This window comes from Pseudomonas sp. NPDC087614 (assembly GCF_044743485.1).
Lineage (GTDB): Bacteria > Pseudomonadota > Gammaproteobacteria > Pseudomonadales > Pseudomonadaceae > Aquipseudomonas > Aquipseudomonas baetica_A.
Genome location: NZ_JBIUWN010000099.1, coordinates 1 through 16,747, shown reverse-complemented (window position 1 = coordinate 16,747; position 16,747 = coordinate 1). Strand labels below are relative to the sequence as shown.

Annotated in this window: 16 protein-coding genes; 12 read left to right on the top strand and 4 right to left on the bottom strand. The window is 54.4% G+C overall.

The features are described from left to right. The first annotated feature begins 53 nt into the window (after positions 1 to 53). The 11 genes from tnpB to ACIOWA_RS24990 all read left to right on the top strand — a co-directional run bounded on the left by tnpB (position 54) and on the right by ACIOWA_RS24990 (position 10,354). Positions 54 to 416, top strand: a complete 363-nt coding sequence (tnpB, locus tag ACIOWA_RS25040; RefSeq protein ID WP_401162454.1) for an IS66 family insertion sequence element accessory protein TnpB — start codon at positions 54 to 56, stop codon at positions 414 to 416. A gap of 18 nt (positions 417 to 434) precedes the next feature. Next, positions 435 to 1,979 (top strand): IS66 family transposase, encoded by a 1,545-nt coding sequence (tnpC, locus tag ACIOWA_RS25035; RefSeq protein WP_401162451.1) that lies wholly within the window; start codon positions 435 to 437, stop codon positions 1,977 to 1,979. A gap of 551 nt (positions 1,980 to 2,530) precedes the next feature. After that, positions 2,531 to 3,454, top strand: a complete 924-nt coding sequence (locus ACIOWA_RS25030) for a LysR family transcriptional regulator (RefSeq protein ID WP_401162449.1) — start codon at positions 2,531 to 2,533, stop codon at positions 3,452 to 3,454. Positions 3,455 to 3,732: 278 nt separating this feature from the next. Then, positions 3,733 to 4,758 carry a nucleoid-structuring protein H-NS gene (locus tag ACIOWA_RS25025; RefSeq protein WP_311097396.1) on the top strand — a complete coding sequence of 342 codons (1,026 nt, stop codon included), beginning with the start codon at positions 3,733 to 3,735 and terminating at the stop codon, positions 4,756 to 4,758. After that, positions 4,755 to 5,945 (top strand): isocitrate/isopropylmalate family dehydrogenase, encoded by a 1,191-nt coding sequence (locus ACIOWA_RS25020; protein ID WP_311097395.1) that lies wholly within the window; start codon positions 4,755 to 4,757, stop codon positions 5,943 to 5,945. The genes ACIOWA_RS25025 and ACIOWA_RS25020 overlap by 4 nt, the downstream gene beginning before the upstream one ends. Next, positions 5,929 to 6,642, top strand: coding sequence for an RraA family protein (locus tag ACIOWA_RS25015; protein WP_401162447.1), 714 nt, complete (start codon positions 5,929 to 5,931; stop codon positions 6,640 to 6,642). Before ACIOWA_RS25020 ends, ACIOWA_RS25015 begins: the two co-directional genes overlap by 17 nt. Continuing rightward, complete coding sequence (locus ACIOWA_RS25010) at positions 6,639 to 7,202, top strand: flavin reductase family protein (protein ID WP_401162445.1); 564 nt, start codon at positions 6,639 to 6,641, stop codon at positions 7,200 to 7,202. The genes ACIOWA_RS25015 and ACIOWA_RS25010 overlap by 4 nt, the downstream gene beginning before the upstream one ends. Positions 7,203 to 7,233: 31 nt before the next feature. Continuing rightward, complete coding sequence (locus tag ACIOWA_RS25005) at positions 7,234 to 7,602, top strand: antibiotic biosynthesis monooxygenase (RefSeq protein WP_401162443.1); 369 nt, start codon at positions 7,234 to 7,236, stop codon at positions 7,600 to 7,602. A 72-nt stretch (positions 7,603 to 7,674) separates the two neighbouring features. Further along, the gene (locus tag ACIOWA_RS25000) at positions 7,675 to 8,646 is read left to right on the top strand and encodes a nitronate monooxygenase (RefSeq protein WP_311100408.1); all 972 of its coding nucleotides are present in this window, start codon (positions 7,675 to 7,677) and stop codon (positions 8,644 to 8,646) included. Positions 8,647 to 8,714: 68 nt separating this feature from the next. Then, complete coding sequence (locus tag ACIOWA_RS24995; protein WP_401162441.1) at positions 8,715 to 9,488, top strand: alpha/beta fold hydrolase; 774 nt, start codon at positions 8,715 to 8,717, stop codon at positions 9,486 to 9,488. Continuing rightward, a complete protein-coding gene (locus ACIOWA_RS24990) occupies positions 9,485 to 10,354 on the top strand; it encodes a DUF6282 family protein (RefSeq protein WP_401162439.1) in 870 nt (289 codons plus the stop codon). Before ACIOWA_RS24995 ends, ACIOWA_RS24990 begins: the two co-directional genes overlap by 4 nt. A gap of 43 nt (positions 10,355 to 10,397) precedes the next feature. On the opposite strand, the gene ACIOWA_RS24985 is transcribed toward ACIOWA_RS24990, so the two are convergent. The 4 genes from ACIOWA_RS24985 to ACIOWA_RS24970 are packed head-to-tail and all read right to left on the bottom strand — an operon-like array spanning position 10,398 to position 15,379. After that, positions 10,398 to 11,588 carry an LLM class flavin-dependent oxidoreductase gene (locus ACIOWA_RS24985; protein WP_401162437.1) on the bottom strand — a complete coding sequence of 397 codons (1,191 nt, stop codon included), beginning with the start codon at positions 11,586 to 11,588 and terminating at the stop codon, positions 10,398 to 10,400. Between the two features lie 17 nt (positions 11,589 to 11,605). After that, positions 11,606 to 12,844, bottom strand: a complete 1,239-nt coding sequence (locus tag ACIOWA_RS24980; RefSeq protein ID WP_401162435.1) for an MFS transporter — start codon at positions 12,842 to 12,844, stop codon at positions 11,606 to 11,608. After that, entirely contained in the window at positions 12,837 to 13,823 is a 987-nt protein-coding gene (locus tag ACIOWA_RS24975; protein WP_401162433.1) for an LLM class oxidoreductase, read from the bottom strand. The genes ACIOWA_RS24980 and ACIOWA_RS24975 overlap by 8 nt, the downstream gene beginning before the upstream one ends. After that, on the bottom strand, positions 13,820 to 15,379 hold the full coding sequence (locus ACIOWA_RS24970) for an MFS transporter (RefSeq protein WP_401162431.1): 1,560 nt from the start codon (positions 15,377 to 15,379) through the stop codon (positions 13,820 to 13,822). Before ACIOWA_RS24970 ends, ACIOWA_RS24975 begins: the two co-directional genes overlap by 4 nt. A 157-nt stretch (positions 15,380 to 15,536) precedes the next feature. Between ACIOWA_RS24970 and ACIOWA_RS24965 the strand changes: the two genes are divergently transcribed. After that, positions 15,537 to 16,436: a LysR substrate-binding domain-containing protein gene (locus tag ACIOWA_RS24965; RefSeq protein WP_401162429.1), complete on the top strand. Its 900-nt coding sequence runs from the start codon at positions 15,537 to 15,539 to the stop codon at positions 16,434 to 16,436. Positions 16,437 to 16,747 lie beyond the last annotated feature (311 nt).

Sequence of the window (16,747 nt, the reverse complement as noted above, 5' to 3'; positions counted from 1 at the left end):
GGCACTGTGATGTTGAACCCGGATCGGCAGCAGCAGACCGAGAAAAGAGCGGCATAGTTAGACGGCGACGCGACAACAACCTTGAAAAACGCCGCTACCCCAAACCCGTGGACTTGCGAAAATCCATCGACGGCCTCGCCGCTCTGGTCGAACTGGACCTCAAGGTTGCGGTGTTTGACACGGTGCTTTTTGTCTTCCTCAACAAATCCCGCAACCGGGTGAAGATTTTGTATTGGGAGCGCAACGGCTTTTGCCTTTGGCTCAAGCGCCTCGAATCCGAGCGCTTTAAAACATCGCCCGATGTAACCGACGAGGCCATTGTGTTGAGCGTCCAGGAACTGAACTGGCTGCTCGACGGTTTCGACCTCTGGCGCAACTGCCCTCATCAGGTTTTGACGCCGCGCTACGTGGCGTGACCCGGTATAATCCGGGCCATGATTTCTCTGCCCGATGACCTTCCTGATGATCCTGTTTTGCTCAAGCAACTGCTGCTTGAGGCACTCAATCGCCAAGAGGAATCGGCCCAGGCTTATCAGACCCACATCGTTGACCTGAAAGAACAGATCAAGCTGTTGCGCGACCGTCTGTTCGGGCGTAAGTCCGAGCAAACCATCGAGCCCAATACCCCGCAATTGGCCTTGTTCAACGAGCCCGAAAGCGAACCCATGCCGTTGGTTGGCGACGCTGATGAAGAAGTTGTTGCCGCGACACCGCGCCGAGGCAAACGCAAGCCACTGTCGGCTGATCTGCCGCGTATCGAAGTCATCCACGAACTACCCGAACACGAACTGACCTGTGCCTGCGGTTGCCGCAAGCATGTGATCAGCGAAGAAACCAGCGAGCAGCTGGATATCGTGCCGATGCAGATCCGCGTCATCAAACATATCCGCAAGATCTACGGTTGCCGTGGTTGTGAACGTGCACCGGTCACCGCCGACAAACCGGCGCAATTGATCGAAAAGAGCATGGCCAGCCCGAGTGTTCTTGCCATGCTGCTGACCACCAAGTACGTCGATGGCTTGCCGTTGCACCGGTTTGAAACGGTACTGAGCCGACATGGCATTGATATTCCTCGTCAGACGCTGGCGCGCTGGATCATCCAGTGCAGCGAACACTTTCAGCCGCTGCTGAATCTGATGCGTGATCGGTTACTGGAAAGTCCGGTCATCCACTGCGATGAAACCCGTGTCCAGGTGTTGAAAGAACCGGATCGAGACCCGACCAGCCAATCCTGGATGTGGGTACAAGCCAGCGGCCCACCCGATCGCAAAGTCGTGTTGTTTGACTACACGTCCAGTCGTGCGCAGGAGGTGCCGTTACGGCTGCTGGAAAGTTATCGCGGTTATGTCATGACCGATGATTACGCCGGCTATAACGCCTTGGCGTTGCAATCGGGTGTGGAGCGCCTGGCGTGCATGGCCCATGCGCGCCGCAAATTCGTGGACGCGCAGAAGGTTCAGCCCAAGGGCAAGACCGGGCGGGCCGATATTGCACTGACGATGATCAACAAGCTGTACGGGATCGAGCGTGAACTTAAGGAAGCCGACGATGAACAGCGGTTTATCGCTCGCCAGGAAAAGAGCCTGCCGATCTTGGGGCAGTTGAAAGTCTGGTTGGATAAAACCCAATCCCAGGTGACGCCGCAAAGTGCATTAGGCAAGGCGGTGCATTATCTGGCGAATAACTGGAGCCGACTGGAGCGTTATGTCGAAGCGGGTTATTTACCCATCGACAACAACGCGGCCGAAAGAGCGATCAAGCCGTTTGTCATCGGACGCAAGGCCTGGTTGTTCAGCGATACCGTCAACGGCGCCACTGCCAGCGCAAAGATCTACAGTCTGGTCGAGACCGCCAAGGTCAACGGCCAAGAGCCCTATACGTGGCTGCGCCACGTACTGGAGCGGTTGCCGCATGCCTCGTCGGTCGAAGAGTACGAAGCGTTACTGCCGTGGAACTGCTCGCCGCAGATGCCACGGTAGACCGTTGCCCCACCACTGGGTAGGTGGGGTTTATGGATCGCATACTTTCGATCATGATGATAAAAAAACCGAAGCGTTAAATTGGTCTAATGTACGAAGAAGTATCGCGCACGGCAGAGTAGCAAATGTGAAAATTGTAGGACAAGGCTGAATGCGGTATGAAAAAAAATTAGCCTCCTAGGGAAACGAGCAATAACATGCTGGAAACATCGTATTTGACCTTATGAATCTCATGGCCAATTGCTCAAAGCCTCCCGATTCATGTTTATATTCTGATCGTACCCTTTCGGGGACCATTCAGATTACGCAACGACATAGCCGCCTCAACGGCCGCAAGGCGCAGAATACCGGACTATTCTGTCCTGTATGATCCGACATTCTTGGTACACATAGACCGCGCGCAAAGACCTAAGATCACGACGTACTCCATCCCGCACATTGGATGCAAGACGGCTTAGATAACGCTGAGCTTCATTGGGTAATCAATGTGGGCCGGCTGCTTTTACCGGCCTTAGAGTTTTTACCACTGCTATTTATATAGGGAATATTAAATGTCTTTGGCATCTAGGAATAGAATCGCGTCGAATGCTGAGCCTGCCATTTCAAGCCAGAGTGCGGCACACTTAAACTGGGAAGATCTTCATTACTTCGTGACGTTTTCACAAGTTAATTCCTTGAGCGGCGCGGCGCGAATCTTGGGTGTTGAGCACGCAACGGTTTCTCGGCGTATCGCGGCCCTTGAGAAGTCCCTGAGTGTAAAATTAGTTGATCGACGGAAGCGGCTCTACGAACTTACGGCCGACGGACGCAAACTCGCCGATATTGGACAACAGATAGAGACTCAGACGGAAGCGATTGAGCGATTGGCAGCCGCCGCCGCACAAACCCTTCAAGTTGTCGAAGTTACCATTAGCGCTCCACCATCCGTGACTTCTGAGAAACTTATACCAAACCTTGGGCGCTTCCGGGTTACACACCCGAGCATAGTTTTGCACCTCTTAGGAGATAATCAGTACTCGTCGCTGTCAAAGTGCCAAACACATCTGTGCATCCGCTTTGCTAAGCCCCGCCAGCTCGGAATTGTTGCCCGGCGAATAGGTTCTGCATCATTTTCATTCTACGGTGCGAAGACCTACCTTCAGAGTCGCCCTCCCGAGCAATACGAATTTATCGGTTATGAAACCGGAGCTATGACACTTCCTCAGAACGACTGGCTAAAAAAAATTGTCGGACATCGCCCATGCGTCCTCAAAGCGAAAACGGTTGAGCTGCAGGTTCGGGCAGCAGAGGCGGGTGTAGGGATTGCGCTGCTGCCCAGCTTCGCAGTAGGACATCACTCACAGTTGTGCAAGCTTGAGCTTGCGGACCCGCTGATGGTGGATGTTTGGCTAGGTGTTCACGAGGACTTCCGTGCGATCCCTTCAATCCAGGCCGCCATGGATTACGTTGAGACCTGCTTCCTCAGTCATGACTGAAGGCAATCACCTCAGGCGCGCAAATGTACAGGTGGCGCTGTTCCAGTATGGGAAAAAATTCACAGGCACCGGTGATTATCGCGAATTTACAAACCTACTTGTATTGACGAGGATCAATGGAGAGCACCTTTAGAGGTGTTTCGAAGAACCGAAGCGTAATCAGATCCGCTCGGACACGCTGATGAAGGCCATCGCTTACAAAAACAATAACCAGAATTTCATGGCCTTTCTTCAAATTGTGCACACCTCGTTACTGCCATTAAAAGCAGGAGATTATCATGGGGAAAGTAAAAGTTCTCGACGTCACGCTGCGTGACGGCGGGTATCGCAATAATTTCAACTTCACGGATGAACAGGCCCTGGTAATAACATCAAGCTTGGCAGAGGCCGGCGTTGATTTGTGTGAAGTTGGTTACTGCAGAGGGTCGTTCGCGCCCAAAGCAGAGCATGGACTCACTAGTAATATAAGCGCCGAGTTTATCGAGAAAGTTCGCCAGGCTGGAGGTGGTCGAATTGAGCTTGCGGTAATGGTCCACCCAAAGAACGTTGGTGATCAGGATTTCGCCATGCTAAAGGAGCAAGGCGTCTCTATGATTAGAGTCTGCTTGCGACGAGAGCAGTTGGCTGAAGGGCTTGCCACTCTTTCACTCGCTCGGGATTACGGCTTCAGTGTCAGTGCCAATGTCACCCATGTGACGACACAGACTCTCAGCGCCGTGATTGACACTTCCGTCCGAGCCGAAGGTGCTGGAGCAGACATTATTTGTTTTGCAGACTCTAACGGGCATATGCTCCCGAACGATGTCGAGCGATTGATCAGTCGTCTCTCTAATCGACTAGCAGTGCCATTGGGTTTCCACGCCCATAACAATCTTTCGATGGCCTTGGCGAATGCTGCCGCAGCCATCGAGTCAGGTGCCGAATACATTGACACCTCCATTTGTGGAATGGGGAAGGGTGCCGGCAACTTACATCTAAGTATGCTGGTCGCTTATCTCGAGCGCATTGGCACTAGCCACGGGTTTGATCTCGTCAAAATTCTCGAACTGTCAAACCTGACAGCGGCTTCGATCCCATTCAATAACATTCCAAGCCCTCTGCTGGACATCATTATGGGGACGTATAACTTCCCGTTCGACAGTGCAAAACGTATGCAGGAAACGCTCGAGCGCTTCCAGCTAACGTCCGAGTATCGTGCCCTTGAGATCATGCACCAGCAGGATCAGGTCGCACGCCTTGCTCCGAGAGCCATCGCGAACATCTACGGCAGCTCTACCAAGATTGCACAGGAGATAGCGGGATGAGTGACTTCCACACTCGCAAGCGCATTTGTGTCCTTCCCGGTGACGGTATCGGCATTGAAGTTATGAATGCCGCACTGCCCGTCCTTCAGGCTTTGAACCTGCCCTTCGATCTAGAGTTTGGGGACATTGGTTGGGAATGCTGGAAGCGAGAAGGCAATACCGTCCCGGATGAAACCTGGAAGAAAATTAGTGATTGTGATGCCACATTGTTGGGCGCTATCACGAGCAAACCCCTTGCCGAAACGGAAGCCGAGCTGCCCCCTCACCTTCAGGGGCAAAACCGCCGTTATGTCAGCCCTGTCATCCAACTCAGGCAGAACCTGGACCTTTACGCAAACGTGCGGCCAGTGACTGATATGACAGGCGAAAACCGATTCCGCTTCGTCGTCATCCGGGAAAACACTGAGGGGCTGTACGCCGGCTTGGATTTTGGCCGGATACCTGATGCGTTCTTGCCATTACTGGAAGAACGGGAGGCATTGGGCGCGCCATGGCACCGGGATAGCCAGGAGGACGCGACGATTTCAGTGCGTTTACAGACACGCAGTGGGCTTGAGCGCATCTTCGAATACGCTTTCGAATATGCGGCTAACCAAGGATTCGAGCGGGTCACGTTCGTAGACAAACCCATGGTACTTCGTCACAGCAGTGCCTTCGCCCGACATGTATTTGAAGGTGTAGCTCAGAGATATCCCGGCATTGAGGGTGTGATCGAAAATGTGGATGCCGTAGCGCTGTGGATGGTGCAGCGCCCAGAGCGTTTCTCCGTTGTAGTGGCAGAGAATATGTTCGGAGACATCCTCTCCGATCTCGGTGCAGGCGTTATGGGTGGTCTGGGTTTCGCACCGAGTGGGAACTTCGGAAAGCTGGGGGCATATTTCGAGCCGGTTCACGGGAGCGCCCCTGCGCATGCAGGCCTCAACAAGGCCAATCCTAGCGCGATGTTCATGGCCATCGCGCTCATGCTTGAGCATTTGGGTTATCCGCAGGAAGCCCGGTACGTCACGGCTGCGGTCAGCCGGGTCTCGCGTTCAACTGTGCGCACCTATGACATGGGTGGCTCACACACCACGGCACAGGTTGGCGAGGCAATTATCGGCGAGTGCGTTTCTATGGCCGCGCTAACCTCGACGGAACGTCCTATCTCAAATTCACACCTGGGAGCAACACATGTTGAAGCCCTTTGAGTCGACCGATATTTCTCGAACCTTGTTGGACGAATGCGAAAGATTGGACACCGCGTCTCTGTCCGACGCTTTGGATAGCCTGGACGTTTCTGGTGGCCTGCTGGGTATCGGTACGCAAGTGCCTGGAACTCGCTGCGTAGGCATCGCTTTTACCGTGCAGTATGAACCGGTCGGGAATTCACACGGGTTCAAAAATGCTGCTAATTACATCGATCAGGTCCCGCGCGGAGCAGTGATCGTTAGCTCCAACGCGGGGCGCCAGGACTGCACTGTCTGGGGCGATATCATGACGCATTTCGCGGTGGCGAGAGGCATCAAAGGGACTGTGATCGATGGAGTGGCCAGGGATATCGATACGGTCGTCAAGCTCGGTTATCCCCTGTTCAGTCGCGGAAGGTTCATGCAGTCAGCAAAAAACCGAACACAGCTAAAAGCAGTGCAGGTCCCGATTGAGATCGGTGACGTCACTGTCAATCCAGGAGACCTTATGGTCTGCGATGGCAGCGGCTGTCTTGTTATTCCGCAGCAGATAGCTGCCGAGGTCATTCGCCGTGCGTGCGCCGTAGAGCACACCGAACGGCAGATCATCGGGGCGATAACAACCGGGTCTTCACTTGAGGACGCTCGAAAGACCTATCGCTATGACCAGCCTTGGCTGGGTGCTGCTGAAAAGGTTGAAACGGAGCTGAGCCAATGAGCCTTTCAAGTGAGTGCTTAGCCAGGGCTAGCGCCTTAAGCGCGCCCCTGCAACAGCATTCCTTCACAGATAAGGGTTCGATCACTGACGCATTCAAGAAGGCGATGCGTCGCCTGACCTCCACGGTCACCCTCATTGCTACTGAACATGAGGGCGTTCCTTTTGGAATGGCTGCAACCGCCGTAACGTCGGTATGCACCGACCCTTCGTCCATCCTTGTCTGTATCAACCACGGGGCAAGCATGTATTGGCCTCTCATTGACCATGGAAGGTTTTCGGTGAATCTGCTGCGGGTTGGCCAAGAGGATTTAGTGAAGGTCTTCGGTGGGGCAGTCAACGGCCCAGCCCGATTCGAAACGGCCGATTGGGAACATTCCAACGGCCTGCCGTTTCTGCGAAGTGCACAAGCCTCACTTTTTTGCACAGTTGCTCAACGCATGAGCTATGGGACCCACGAAATAATCATCGGTCAAGTCGACGACGTTGTGGTGGCTGAAGCCATCACCCCACTGCTTTGGCAGGACGGAAAGCCGACGGGATCGGTCCCCGCTCTCTCTTAAAACGCTCGTTACTCACTAATGGAAGATAACCATGAAAATGGAATTGTTTGACCCTCAATCTGTTTCGGACGACACCGCGATTTACCTCGTGAATGTGGTGCATGTCCAAGAAGGCGCGCAGGACCTCGCTGTGGAAATTCTGGAAGACACGGTCAACTACGTCGCAAGGACATACAGTGCTTTCCAGTGGAGCCGTTTGATGAAGAGTACGGACGGTAAGACGGTCATCAACCAAGCTCAGTGGAGTGATCGTGGGCAGTTCGAATCGCTCTTCACCGACGAGGAGTTTCTTTCGCGTTATTCGCGCTTGAAAGAAACTGGTACTTGGGAATACCACCTGTACACCGTCGCCACATACATCACCCCCGCCACCGCCGACGCCCTCGAAACTGTTGGCTAGCTGCAACCGCGTGCGCAGTGCTTGGCGCTGCGTCCCGCCCAAGCCTATCAATATTCGATCAAGGAAGAAGCTATGGTCGCAATTCATTCAGCGTTAACAACATTCCTGGGCATCCAGCACCCGCTGGTTCTCGCGCCCATGGGGGGAGCGTCCGGAGGACGGTTGGCGGCAGCAGTTTCAAACGCAGGTGGCCTTGGCCTAGTGGGAGCAAGCTATGGGGACCCTGACTGGATGGCTCAGCAGTTGCCGCTCATGCAAAATCTGGACAAGCCCTGGGGCATCGGGCTGGTCATGTTCACAGTCGCGAAACGTTTCGAGTTACTGCATTTGGCGTTGGATTATGGCCCGGACGTGGTAGCCCTGTCCTTTGGCGATGTCCGTCCATTTGTCGGTCCCATTCATCAAGCGAACGCGAAAGTTATCGTTCAGGTGCATGACGTTGACCAGGCGCTCTACGCCCTCGACGCCGGCGCCGATGCATTGATAGTGCAGGGTGCGGAAGCAGGGGGGCATAGCTTGCGCAGATCCTCCATGCCTTTATTCCCGGCAGTTCGGGATGCTGTGGGCGAGGATGTAATCCTGATCGGAACCGGTGGGATAGCTGACGGCCGGGGAATGGCCGCGGCGATGGCGCTCGGAATGGACGGGGTAATGATGGGAACGCGGTTCTTGGCGTCCGACGAGGCACTCCCCTCAGAACGGGTGAAAAGCAGACTGGTCCACGCCGTCGCAAGCGATACCGTCAGAACCCGCATCTTTGATGACGTGCGCGGAATATCCTGGCCCGCGGAGTACAGCGGGCGGGCAATCGCGAACCACTTTTCCGAGTCATGGGTAGGCAATGAAAAGGCGTTCTCGGCAGCAATTGATCAGTTGCGGCCTCAGTACGAACAGGCCCTGGCAGAGGATGACATAGGTACTAAGGCTATTTGGGCAGGCGAGGTGGCGGATTTAATCAAAGACGTACAGCCAGCGCACTCAATAGTCGAGGCCACTATGAAAGGCTATGCCGACATCGTAGCAAAGCTTGGTCTCACCCTCTAACCGGATCCACTGATCACAATCGGCCTGCTTGTAAAAGTGGGCTTTGTTATTTCTGCAGGAGCAAAGCGATGAACCAGGACGTGCAATTCAAAGAGTTTGGGGAAGGGAAGTTGTCCGTTTTTGTTCTTTCCCCGGTCATGCCTGCGTGGGATGAAGGAGCATTTATCAAGCCCCTGATAGGCCACTTTCTCAGCGCAGGCTATCGGGTGGTGGTGTTTGATTCGCTCTCGATACCGGTTATCGCAGGTGAGACTTTGAAAACCTTTAGCGAGCGTTGGGCTGAGGTACTGCAACCTTGGGGCGTACCCAACGTACTTGCCGGCGTCGCATTAGGCGGCGCCTTGGCCCTGGAGCTGGTTAGCTCATCTTCACTTGCGTTCACGACGGCTCTGCTGCTGCTCTCATCCCCGGCCAAAGCCAACGCGTTACTGGATGCCAGACTTGGGCGAATGGCAGAGCTTGCAAGCCTTGGCCAAGTTGAAGAAGCCAAGCGCCTATTGGATGCGCTCGTTTTACCCGAGGGCGGGGTTCCTCAGCAGACCACAGAGAGTCAAAGTAACGTTCCCCTGGTGGTACAGGGACAACGGCTAACGCGTGGTTTTGGATTTTTGGCCGGTATCGATCTCAGTCACAGCCTGCAGAAATATCAAGGAAGGGTCCTGAGTATTGTTGGCGAGCGATCTCAACTTGTTACCCAGACGCACGCGATAGAAACCACCGGAAACAATCAGCGCACACTCTGCATCCAGGGGGGAGGTATGCGACCTTTGGCTGACGACCTCGATTCGGTGCTGAGCGCAGTCGACACTTTTCTTATACCCCGGTCGGAACGCGCGGCATGAACGATTTCAAAGGTAATAGCCACTCCCCGAGGTTTATAGACCTGCATTACCACGCGAATCCGGATGCGTTCATTCGCCGCCACGGCGCAATAGATGCCGGGAAGCTGTACGCAGCAGCAAAAGGCTGGGTCGTACTGAAAAATCACATGGGATGCACTGCCGGGCAAGCCTGGGAGGCGCGCTCGCAGGGTTTTCCCGTCAGCGGCTCTTTGGTTTTAAACGAGATTGCAGGAGGTGTTGACTTCAGGGTCGTGGAGCGAAGTCTGTGTTTGCGCGGCGACGAACCGGGACGCTTCATTGTCCACTTTCCTACAGTGACAGGACGCAAGCACACCAGCACCCTCGCTCGTAATGTCAGCCATCCGCTATTGCTAAGCAAACCGATCAAGCCCCTCCGCGTGACAACAGACGCAGGGCGGCTAACGCCCCAGGCGCTGGATGTACTCAAGATGGCGTGTGACTACCCTCTTGTGATATCAACCGGCCACGCTGACGCTCGCGAGGTTCGTGCTTTAGTTGATGAATCCGTTCGGTTGGGTGTGCCACGTTTGATGCTCAATCAACCAGCTAACCCGTTGACTGATTTGAAGGCTGCCGAGCTTTTAGAGATCGCCGCGGCCCCAAATGTGTACATCGAACAGACAGCGTTGACCTATCTTTTAGGGTATCAACAAGAAGAGGATTTTCGCGAGGTATTGTCGTCTGTCCCCAATGTTGTCTATAGCTCAGACTTGGGGCAAACGAGCCAGATGGACGTCAACGACTGGCTCGAACGAAGCCAACAGTGGTTTGATACGTTTGAACTGGATGTCTCTCGCCGCGCGGAGGTGACCCTTTCTAATCCGCAAAAGATGTTGGAAATCTAAGTTGGAGTTGGGCCCCTAGGTAAATTCGCCGGGGCCCCAACAGTTATGCCACTTCCACAGCCTCCCGCTCCTCTTTCGGCGCTGGTAGAGCTTCCTTAAGGAATGGCTCGCGCAAACCTGCAACCTCCATGAGTGGTTGAACGCCCGCCACGAATTCCTTGATCCCTTGGTGGTAGTCCAACCATGTAAGCGCGATGCCGTCAATTCCCCAGTCTGAATATTTCTGGAAGAGCTCTACAATCTGTTCTGGCGTTCCTACCAACGGTACGCCAGCAAAGCCAGCCTTGAAGTGAAAACGGAACCGGACCGCATCTTCCGGCGTAAAGATTCCGGTCTGAATGCCCAGTTCGGTCGTGATGATGTCGCACCCTTCGTCGTCGCCCACTTGGTTTGCGTAATAGTCAAGGTACGCTTCGGCTTCTTCTTGCGTGTCTTTCTGAACAACGTAGCCATAGCACCAAATTTTGAGGTCTCTGCCGAACTCGTTCTTGGCGAGATCCTTGTAGGAGGCGATCTGTTCACGCACAGCCGCTTCGCCATCCAAGTGCTTGATGATCAAGAACGCCGCATCACAATGCTCTGCGCAGAACCGCTTCCCGCGAGGGGAGCCGCCAGCGTTGATAAGGTAAGGCTTGTTGATTGGCTGCGGCTGAGAGATCGCGTCGCAGATCGTGAAATACTCCCCTTTGAAGTTAAAAGGGGTCTGTTGCTGCCAGGCGTTTTGCGCGATGTGCAACCACTCTTCAGCGTAGTCATATCGCTTGTCGTGTTCCATCATCTGGCCGCTGAACATCCTCATCTCAGCGCCATACCAGCCACACAAAATGTTTAGACCGAATCGTCCGCCGCTGATGTGATCGATTGTAACCGCCTGTTTAGCGGCGAACAGAGGGTGTACAGTCGGCAAATGCGACGTCGTGAACACCGCGATTTGATCAGTCAGTGCAGCGATACCCGCCGCCCACGTGTAGGTCTCGTAACACACACCACCGGTGTTATTGGCGCCCCCAAATCCCTTCCAACGGCCGACCGGGATGAACGCTTCAAAACCTGCCCGGTCCGCATCCTTCGCGATCTCCAAATTGCCCGCCCAGTCATCCCCTCGAATCCGCTCTGGCGCATTCGTCACCGTACAACCACCCTCCGTGTTGGTGGAAAAAACCCCTAATTGCATCTTGTTGCGGCTGACACGCATTGGATTAGGTTTAGCAGGGTTGGACTTTGTAGAGCGCATGATGACCTCCTAGGTCGTCAATAGTAGTGAACTTCTTCCTTGTTTCTTGCGACGAACCAGGCTGCGAGTAGCGCACAGCTAGCGAGCAGGCCTGCCAATGTGTAAGCACCGACGGCCAAGTTAGTTCGGTCGATCAAGAAACCAGTTGCTACAGGCAGTAGGCCCGCGGGCACATAGCCGCCCATATTGAGTAATGCATTTGCCTGCGCCCGCTTGTTGTCCGATACCCTCAAGGCTATTAACGTCAGCCCCCCCAGTTGCCCCAATCCCTGTCCGGCACCGGCTAGCAACGCGGCGATAATCAGAACGGCGGGAGAGGAGATCGCTATCGCAGTGGAGATACCCAGCATCGAGGCGAAGGTCGCGGCGGCACTGAAATAGAAGATGTGTTCAACAGTTCGCCGACGCAGCACAATCTGTACGGCGAAAGCCGAGATAAACATTAGAAACGCAGTGGCACCTGCCATCAGCGGTGTTTTAATGTGGAGCAGACTTGCCAGTAGAGACGGTCCCAACGACAAGACAAACGATGTAGCTGTGATTCCTGGACCGAACAGCGCGACACCTAGCAGTATGTGAAGGCGATGATGTCGCTCTACCGAAGGGAGCCTCCATCTGGCGCCGCCTCTTCGTTGGGTGTCATTCGCTCCGTTTGGCATCGTCCAGGCGATCAGAAAAGCGAGTGCAAGTATCCCCAGTTCCAAGGTAAACACTTTTTCGATCGGCCGGCTGGCAAACGTGGCAAGGCTTCCAGCCAGCAAAGGCCCGAGGCCTGCGCCCAGCACCATCGACATTGAGGCCACTAACGAAGATAGCCTTCGCCTCTGCACACCGCCCTGGTCAACAACACTTGCCATCCCCGCTGAGACGATAATCCCCACGGCAATACCTGTGAGTAGGCGTGCAAAAAGCAATCCTTCAACTGATTCGGCGGACCTGAACAGCAATGCAGCCGACATAGCGCAGACTAGACCGGGCAGCAGTACCACGCTGCGACCGTAGCGGTCAGATACTTGTCCAGCTATCAGCAAGCTGAGCAATAGCCCCAAGATATAAGCTGCGAATATCAACGTAAGGGTCGATGATGCGAAACCGAGTTGGCCCTGCCACAAGACGTATAGCGGGGTCGCTGTATTGGACAAGACAAACACCGACACTACCATCCAACCAGCGAGCCACATACGTATGGGGCTCCGGGGCAGGTCGGTACTTTGGTTCAGCAAATCTTGAGCGGATGGAGCATTTCGATCAGACAAGGCTCGCTCCCTGTGCCGGAAAAAGCGGCAGCACGTATTCTGCAAGTTCCTGCAAGACATCCTTTGCAGGCCGTCGTAATGGCTTCAGGTTCAATGCGACATGTGAAACACCTTGCGCTTGTTGTCGCTGCCACAAGTCAATGAGCGCATTGCGGCCGGTGCTTATCCCTCGTCCAACCTTCAAGGGGGCGTCGGGGTTTTCTTCCAGGTTGAAAAATGTCGCATAGCCGTAGGGTTTGAATGTGCCAGGCTCAGTACAGGACTGCCATTGCTCAATCAAGTTGGGCAGGCTGCCAAAGTCGCTTTGGTGCCATAGCCATCCATCCATATGCGATGCCAACCACTTCATATCTTGCCCACAACGGCCAACGGCGAGCATTGGCATTCGCGTGGACCATGGCTTTGGAAGCAAATCCAGCGTCCCGTCGAGCCTGCCATAGTGACAAAGCTCATACCTGGGAAAAGACTGTTGGGTAGCGATACGCAAAATTTCGCAACCGTCTCTAAATCGCTCCGCCCGGTTGTCGAAGTCCTGGCCGAATGCTGGATACTCGCTGGGCCGATCTCCCGTTGAGAGTCCGAGTAGAAAGCGGCCCTGCAGTAGCACATCAAGGGTTGCGGCTTGCTTGGCGACCATCAAGGGATCGCGTAGCGTCAGTACAATCCCGGCAGTACCGATACAGATTCTTTGAGTGACCGCCCCTAAGTGAGCTGCGTACACTAAGGGATCAAACATCTGGCCCGCGTCGCCAAACTCCGGATCCAGCAGAGGCACGTCTCGTAGCCAGATCGCTGAGAAACCAGCGACGTCAGCTTGTCGGGCCAAGTCAACATGATCTTGCATAGTCGGAGCCATGAGGTTGGGATATCCCTCCAGCGGCGCGATTAGGCCAAACGTAAGATGGCCTGGTGCGAACACTCGGGAAAACGCAGGGTGAGCTTCATTGGAATCGCTGCTCGTTCGTATCCGCCCGATCACTCGCGGTCACCCACGATCACGGGACGGACTGCTTCTACTGGTTGATGATCATGCGCGCTAACTCGACCGAGCGTTGCGAACACAGCCACTGCCGTGAGCACGCTGCCAGCGCCCAAGATGAAAAGCAGATGACGAAACGCTTTCGCGTACTCGTGGCGCAAAAGCTCTGACTGCCCTGGTAGTTGGTTGCCGGCGTTCTGCAGATCGCCGAGCGCTGCCCGGCTGGATGCCTCCATAATCTGATGTGGTGCAAAATTCGTGGCGGCGTCGAATAGCCCCCATTGAATGAACGTCGCCAGCAACGCCCCGGCGACGGCGATGGCTATACCGTCGGCGGAAACGCGAACTGCGTTAAAAATCCCTGTGGCCATTCCCGCGCGTTCTTTTTCAACCACGCTAACGGCCATGCCATCCATCAAACCCCAAGGCAGGCCAATGCCGATGCCGATCAGCGCCATAGGCATTACCGCATTACTGACTCCGCTATCTAGCACGACGCCTAGCCAAAACAGTCCGACAGCCACCAGCATCAGCCCGATCGCCGAGAGCATCCCTGAGGTGTAGTGTCGCGCGAGCTGAGCAGCCAGAAACGGCACAAGCAACAACGGTGCGGCCAGTGCGATCATCATTTGTCCGGTCTGCAAAGCACTAAGCCCATCGACTCCGATGAATCGCGCTGGGAGCATGATGATGAGGACGACAAAAAAGAATGCAGGGCTCGCTGCAAGAATCTGCACACCAACAAACTTGGATTGCTTGAACAACGAAAGGTCGAGCATAGGACTACTGGTTCGGCGCTCTATCAGCACGAATATCATGAACAGCAAGATCGCGCCGGCGACACTTCCCAAAACGATTGGGCTGGCCCAACCATCCTCAGGCGCGAGGAGAATGCCATAGGTAAACAAGGTTAGTGCGGCCGTGAAGCTGAGAGCACCGGGCCAGTCCATACCATTGTTAGCCGGGTCTTTAGAATCAGTCGCGCTCACGCAGACAAGTACGAAGCCCGCTACGCCTATCAATGCCGTAGCGTGGAACGTCCATTTCCAGCCTGCGGAGTCGACCAGTAGCCCCGCTGCCAATGGGCCGAAAGCTAATCCAATGCCGAAAGTCGTCCCAAGGAGACTGAAAACCTTGGTGCGTTCAGAACCGTGGAATACCTGGGCTAGAGACGACATGGCGCCGGCGAAAGCAGCTGCTCCGCCCAACCCCTGTACAAGCCGTAGGACATCAATCTGCAAAACAGTGGAAGAGAAGGGAATAGCAATGGTAGACAACACAAAGATTACTAGACCAATCAGCCATACCCGCTTGCGTCCATAGATATCCGTCAGACTCCCTGCCGCCATCATGGCGCTGCCATAAGTCAGGATATATGCATTGACGACCCAGCTGAGCTCGACAGCAGATCCGCCCATGGCAGCGCTGATGGAAGAGAGGACAACTGCCGGCCCGGTGAAGCAAAGCGGGATGAGAACGCCTGTCAGGCAAGCTGCGAATAACTGTATCCACTTCAAAAACTGGGGAGCCGCCTGAACGCTGCGTGTTGAATTCATCTGAATGTTTCCCTGATTGGTGTGCGGAGGTGTTGGTCCTCAGCGCACGGTTGTCCGCGGTGATCGGCCGACAAGAGGTTAGGGCTTGCGTCCGCAAACAAAAACAGGCCTATAATCCGAACATATCGGACGCTGGTGTCCGCAGTGAGGGCAGCCCTTGGAATCGCTTGGCAGCATTTCACTATTCGTATTGGTGGCTGAGACTCGAAGCTTTACAGAAGCAGGGAAACGACTAGGTATTTCCTCTTCTGGCGTCGGTAAAAGTATTGGTCGGCTGGAGGAGAAACTCGGTGTACGCCTTTTCCAGCGCAACACCCGCAGTATTGCCCTGACGTTAGAAGGGTCACTGTTTCTTGAGCGGTGCCGACGGATACTTTCGGAGCTTGAAGCCGCAGAAATGGAGTTAAGCAATGCCCGTGAACAACCGAGGGGCAAATTGCGAATTAGCTTGCCTCTAGTCAGCGGTCTAGTGATGCCAGCAATCATTCAATTCATGCGCACTTACCCCGAAATAGAACTCGACATTGATTTTTCTGATCGAATGGTCGACGTTATTGAGGAGGGCTTTGATGCTGTGTTGCGAACAGGCGAGCCTAGTGACTCTCGGTTGATTTCTAAAAGGCTGGGGGGCTTTCAGCTCCAGATTGTGGCGTCTCCGGACTATCTCGCACAGTACGGTGTACCCAAACGGCCAGCAGAACTCGCTACGCACTCATGTTTGTTGCACAAGTTTCCTTCGACTGGGAAGTTTGAACCTTGGCCGCTACGCATTGAGACTGGAGAGCCGGATTTCGAGCTACCTCAGACTATGGTATGCAACACGACTGAAGTGATTGTCGATGTGGCTCGTTCAGGTTTGGGAATTGCTTGCCTACCTGACTTCATGACTTCTAAGTCCATCAAAAACGGCGAACTGGTTCAGGTGTTAGCAGACTATACGGTTCACACCGGGGTGTTCAGGCTTCTGTGGCCCTCGAGCAAACACCTTTCTCTAAGACTACGGGCATTCATAGATTTTATGCACAGTCAGCTATTTACTAGTGACCTGCATGGATAGTTCGTTTATCTGCTCGCCGACGCAGCTCACCTCGCAGCAACGACCCTAGCCTAGGATGTCACAATCACACCACTTGACAGTCCTGCCCCTTTGCCAAGCTCATCAGCTAGGCCAAGAGCGAGAGGACCTTCCTTATCTAGAAGTAAAGGGTAGTTTTAGAGGTAGAAAAGAATATTTACCTTCAGAAAAATCATTAATAGCAAATAGTTAAATATCCGTAAGCGGCCAGCGAACACACCTTCAGAAATCCGGAATTAAGGGCGATGGTGTCCGCCTATTTTTAAGCGGACGCGATCACCCTTATCGCCAGG

Coding starts and splice junctions, on each gene's coding strand:
- tnpC (WP_401162451.1), top strand. CDS start 435: ATGATTTCTCTGCCCGATGACCTTCCTGATGATCCTGTTTTGCTCAAG.
- ACIOWA_RS25030 (WP_401162449.1), top strand. CDS start 2,531: ATGTCTTTGGCATCTAGGAATAGAATCGCGTCGAATGCTGAGCCTGCC.
- ACIOWA_RS25025 (WP_311097396.1), top strand. CDS start 3,733: ATGGGGAAAGTAAAAGTTCTCGACGTCACGCTGCGTGACGGCGGGTAT.
- ACIOWA_RS25020 (WP_311097395.1), top strand. CDS start 4,755: ATGAGTGACTTCCACACTCGCAAGCGCATTTGTGTCCTTCCCGGTGAC.
- ACIOWA_RS25015 (WP_401162447.1), top strand. CDS start 5,929: ATGTTGAAGCCCTTTGAGTCGACCGATATTTCTCGAACCTTGTTGGAC.
- ACIOWA_RS25010 (WP_401162445.1), top strand. CDS start 6,639: ATGAGCCTTTCAAGTGAGTGCTTAGCCAGGGCTAGCGCCTTAAGCGCG.
- ACIOWA_RS25005 (WP_401162443.1), top strand. CDS start 7,234: ATGAAAATGGAATTGTTTGACCCTCAATCTGTTTCGGACGACACCGCG.
- ACIOWA_RS25000 (WP_311100408.1), top strand. CDS start 7,675: ATGGTCGCAATTCATTCAGCGTTAACAACATTCCTGGGCATCCAGCAC.
- ACIOWA_RS24995 (WP_401162441.1), top strand. CDS start 8,715: ATGAACCAGGACGTGCAATTCAAAGAGTTTGGGGAAGGGAAGTTGTCC.
- ACIOWA_RS24990 (WP_401162439.1), top strand. CDS start 9,485: ATGAACGATTTCAAAGGTAATAGCCACTCCCCGAGGTTTATAGACCTG.
- ACIOWA_RS24985 (WP_401162437.1), bottom strand. CDS start 11,588: ATGCGCTCTACAAAGTCCAACCCTGCTAAACCTAATCCAATGCGTGTC.
- ACIOWA_RS24970 (WP_401162431.1), bottom strand. CDS start 15,379: ATGAATTCAACACGCAGCGTTCAGGCGGCTCCCCAGTTTTTGAAGTGG.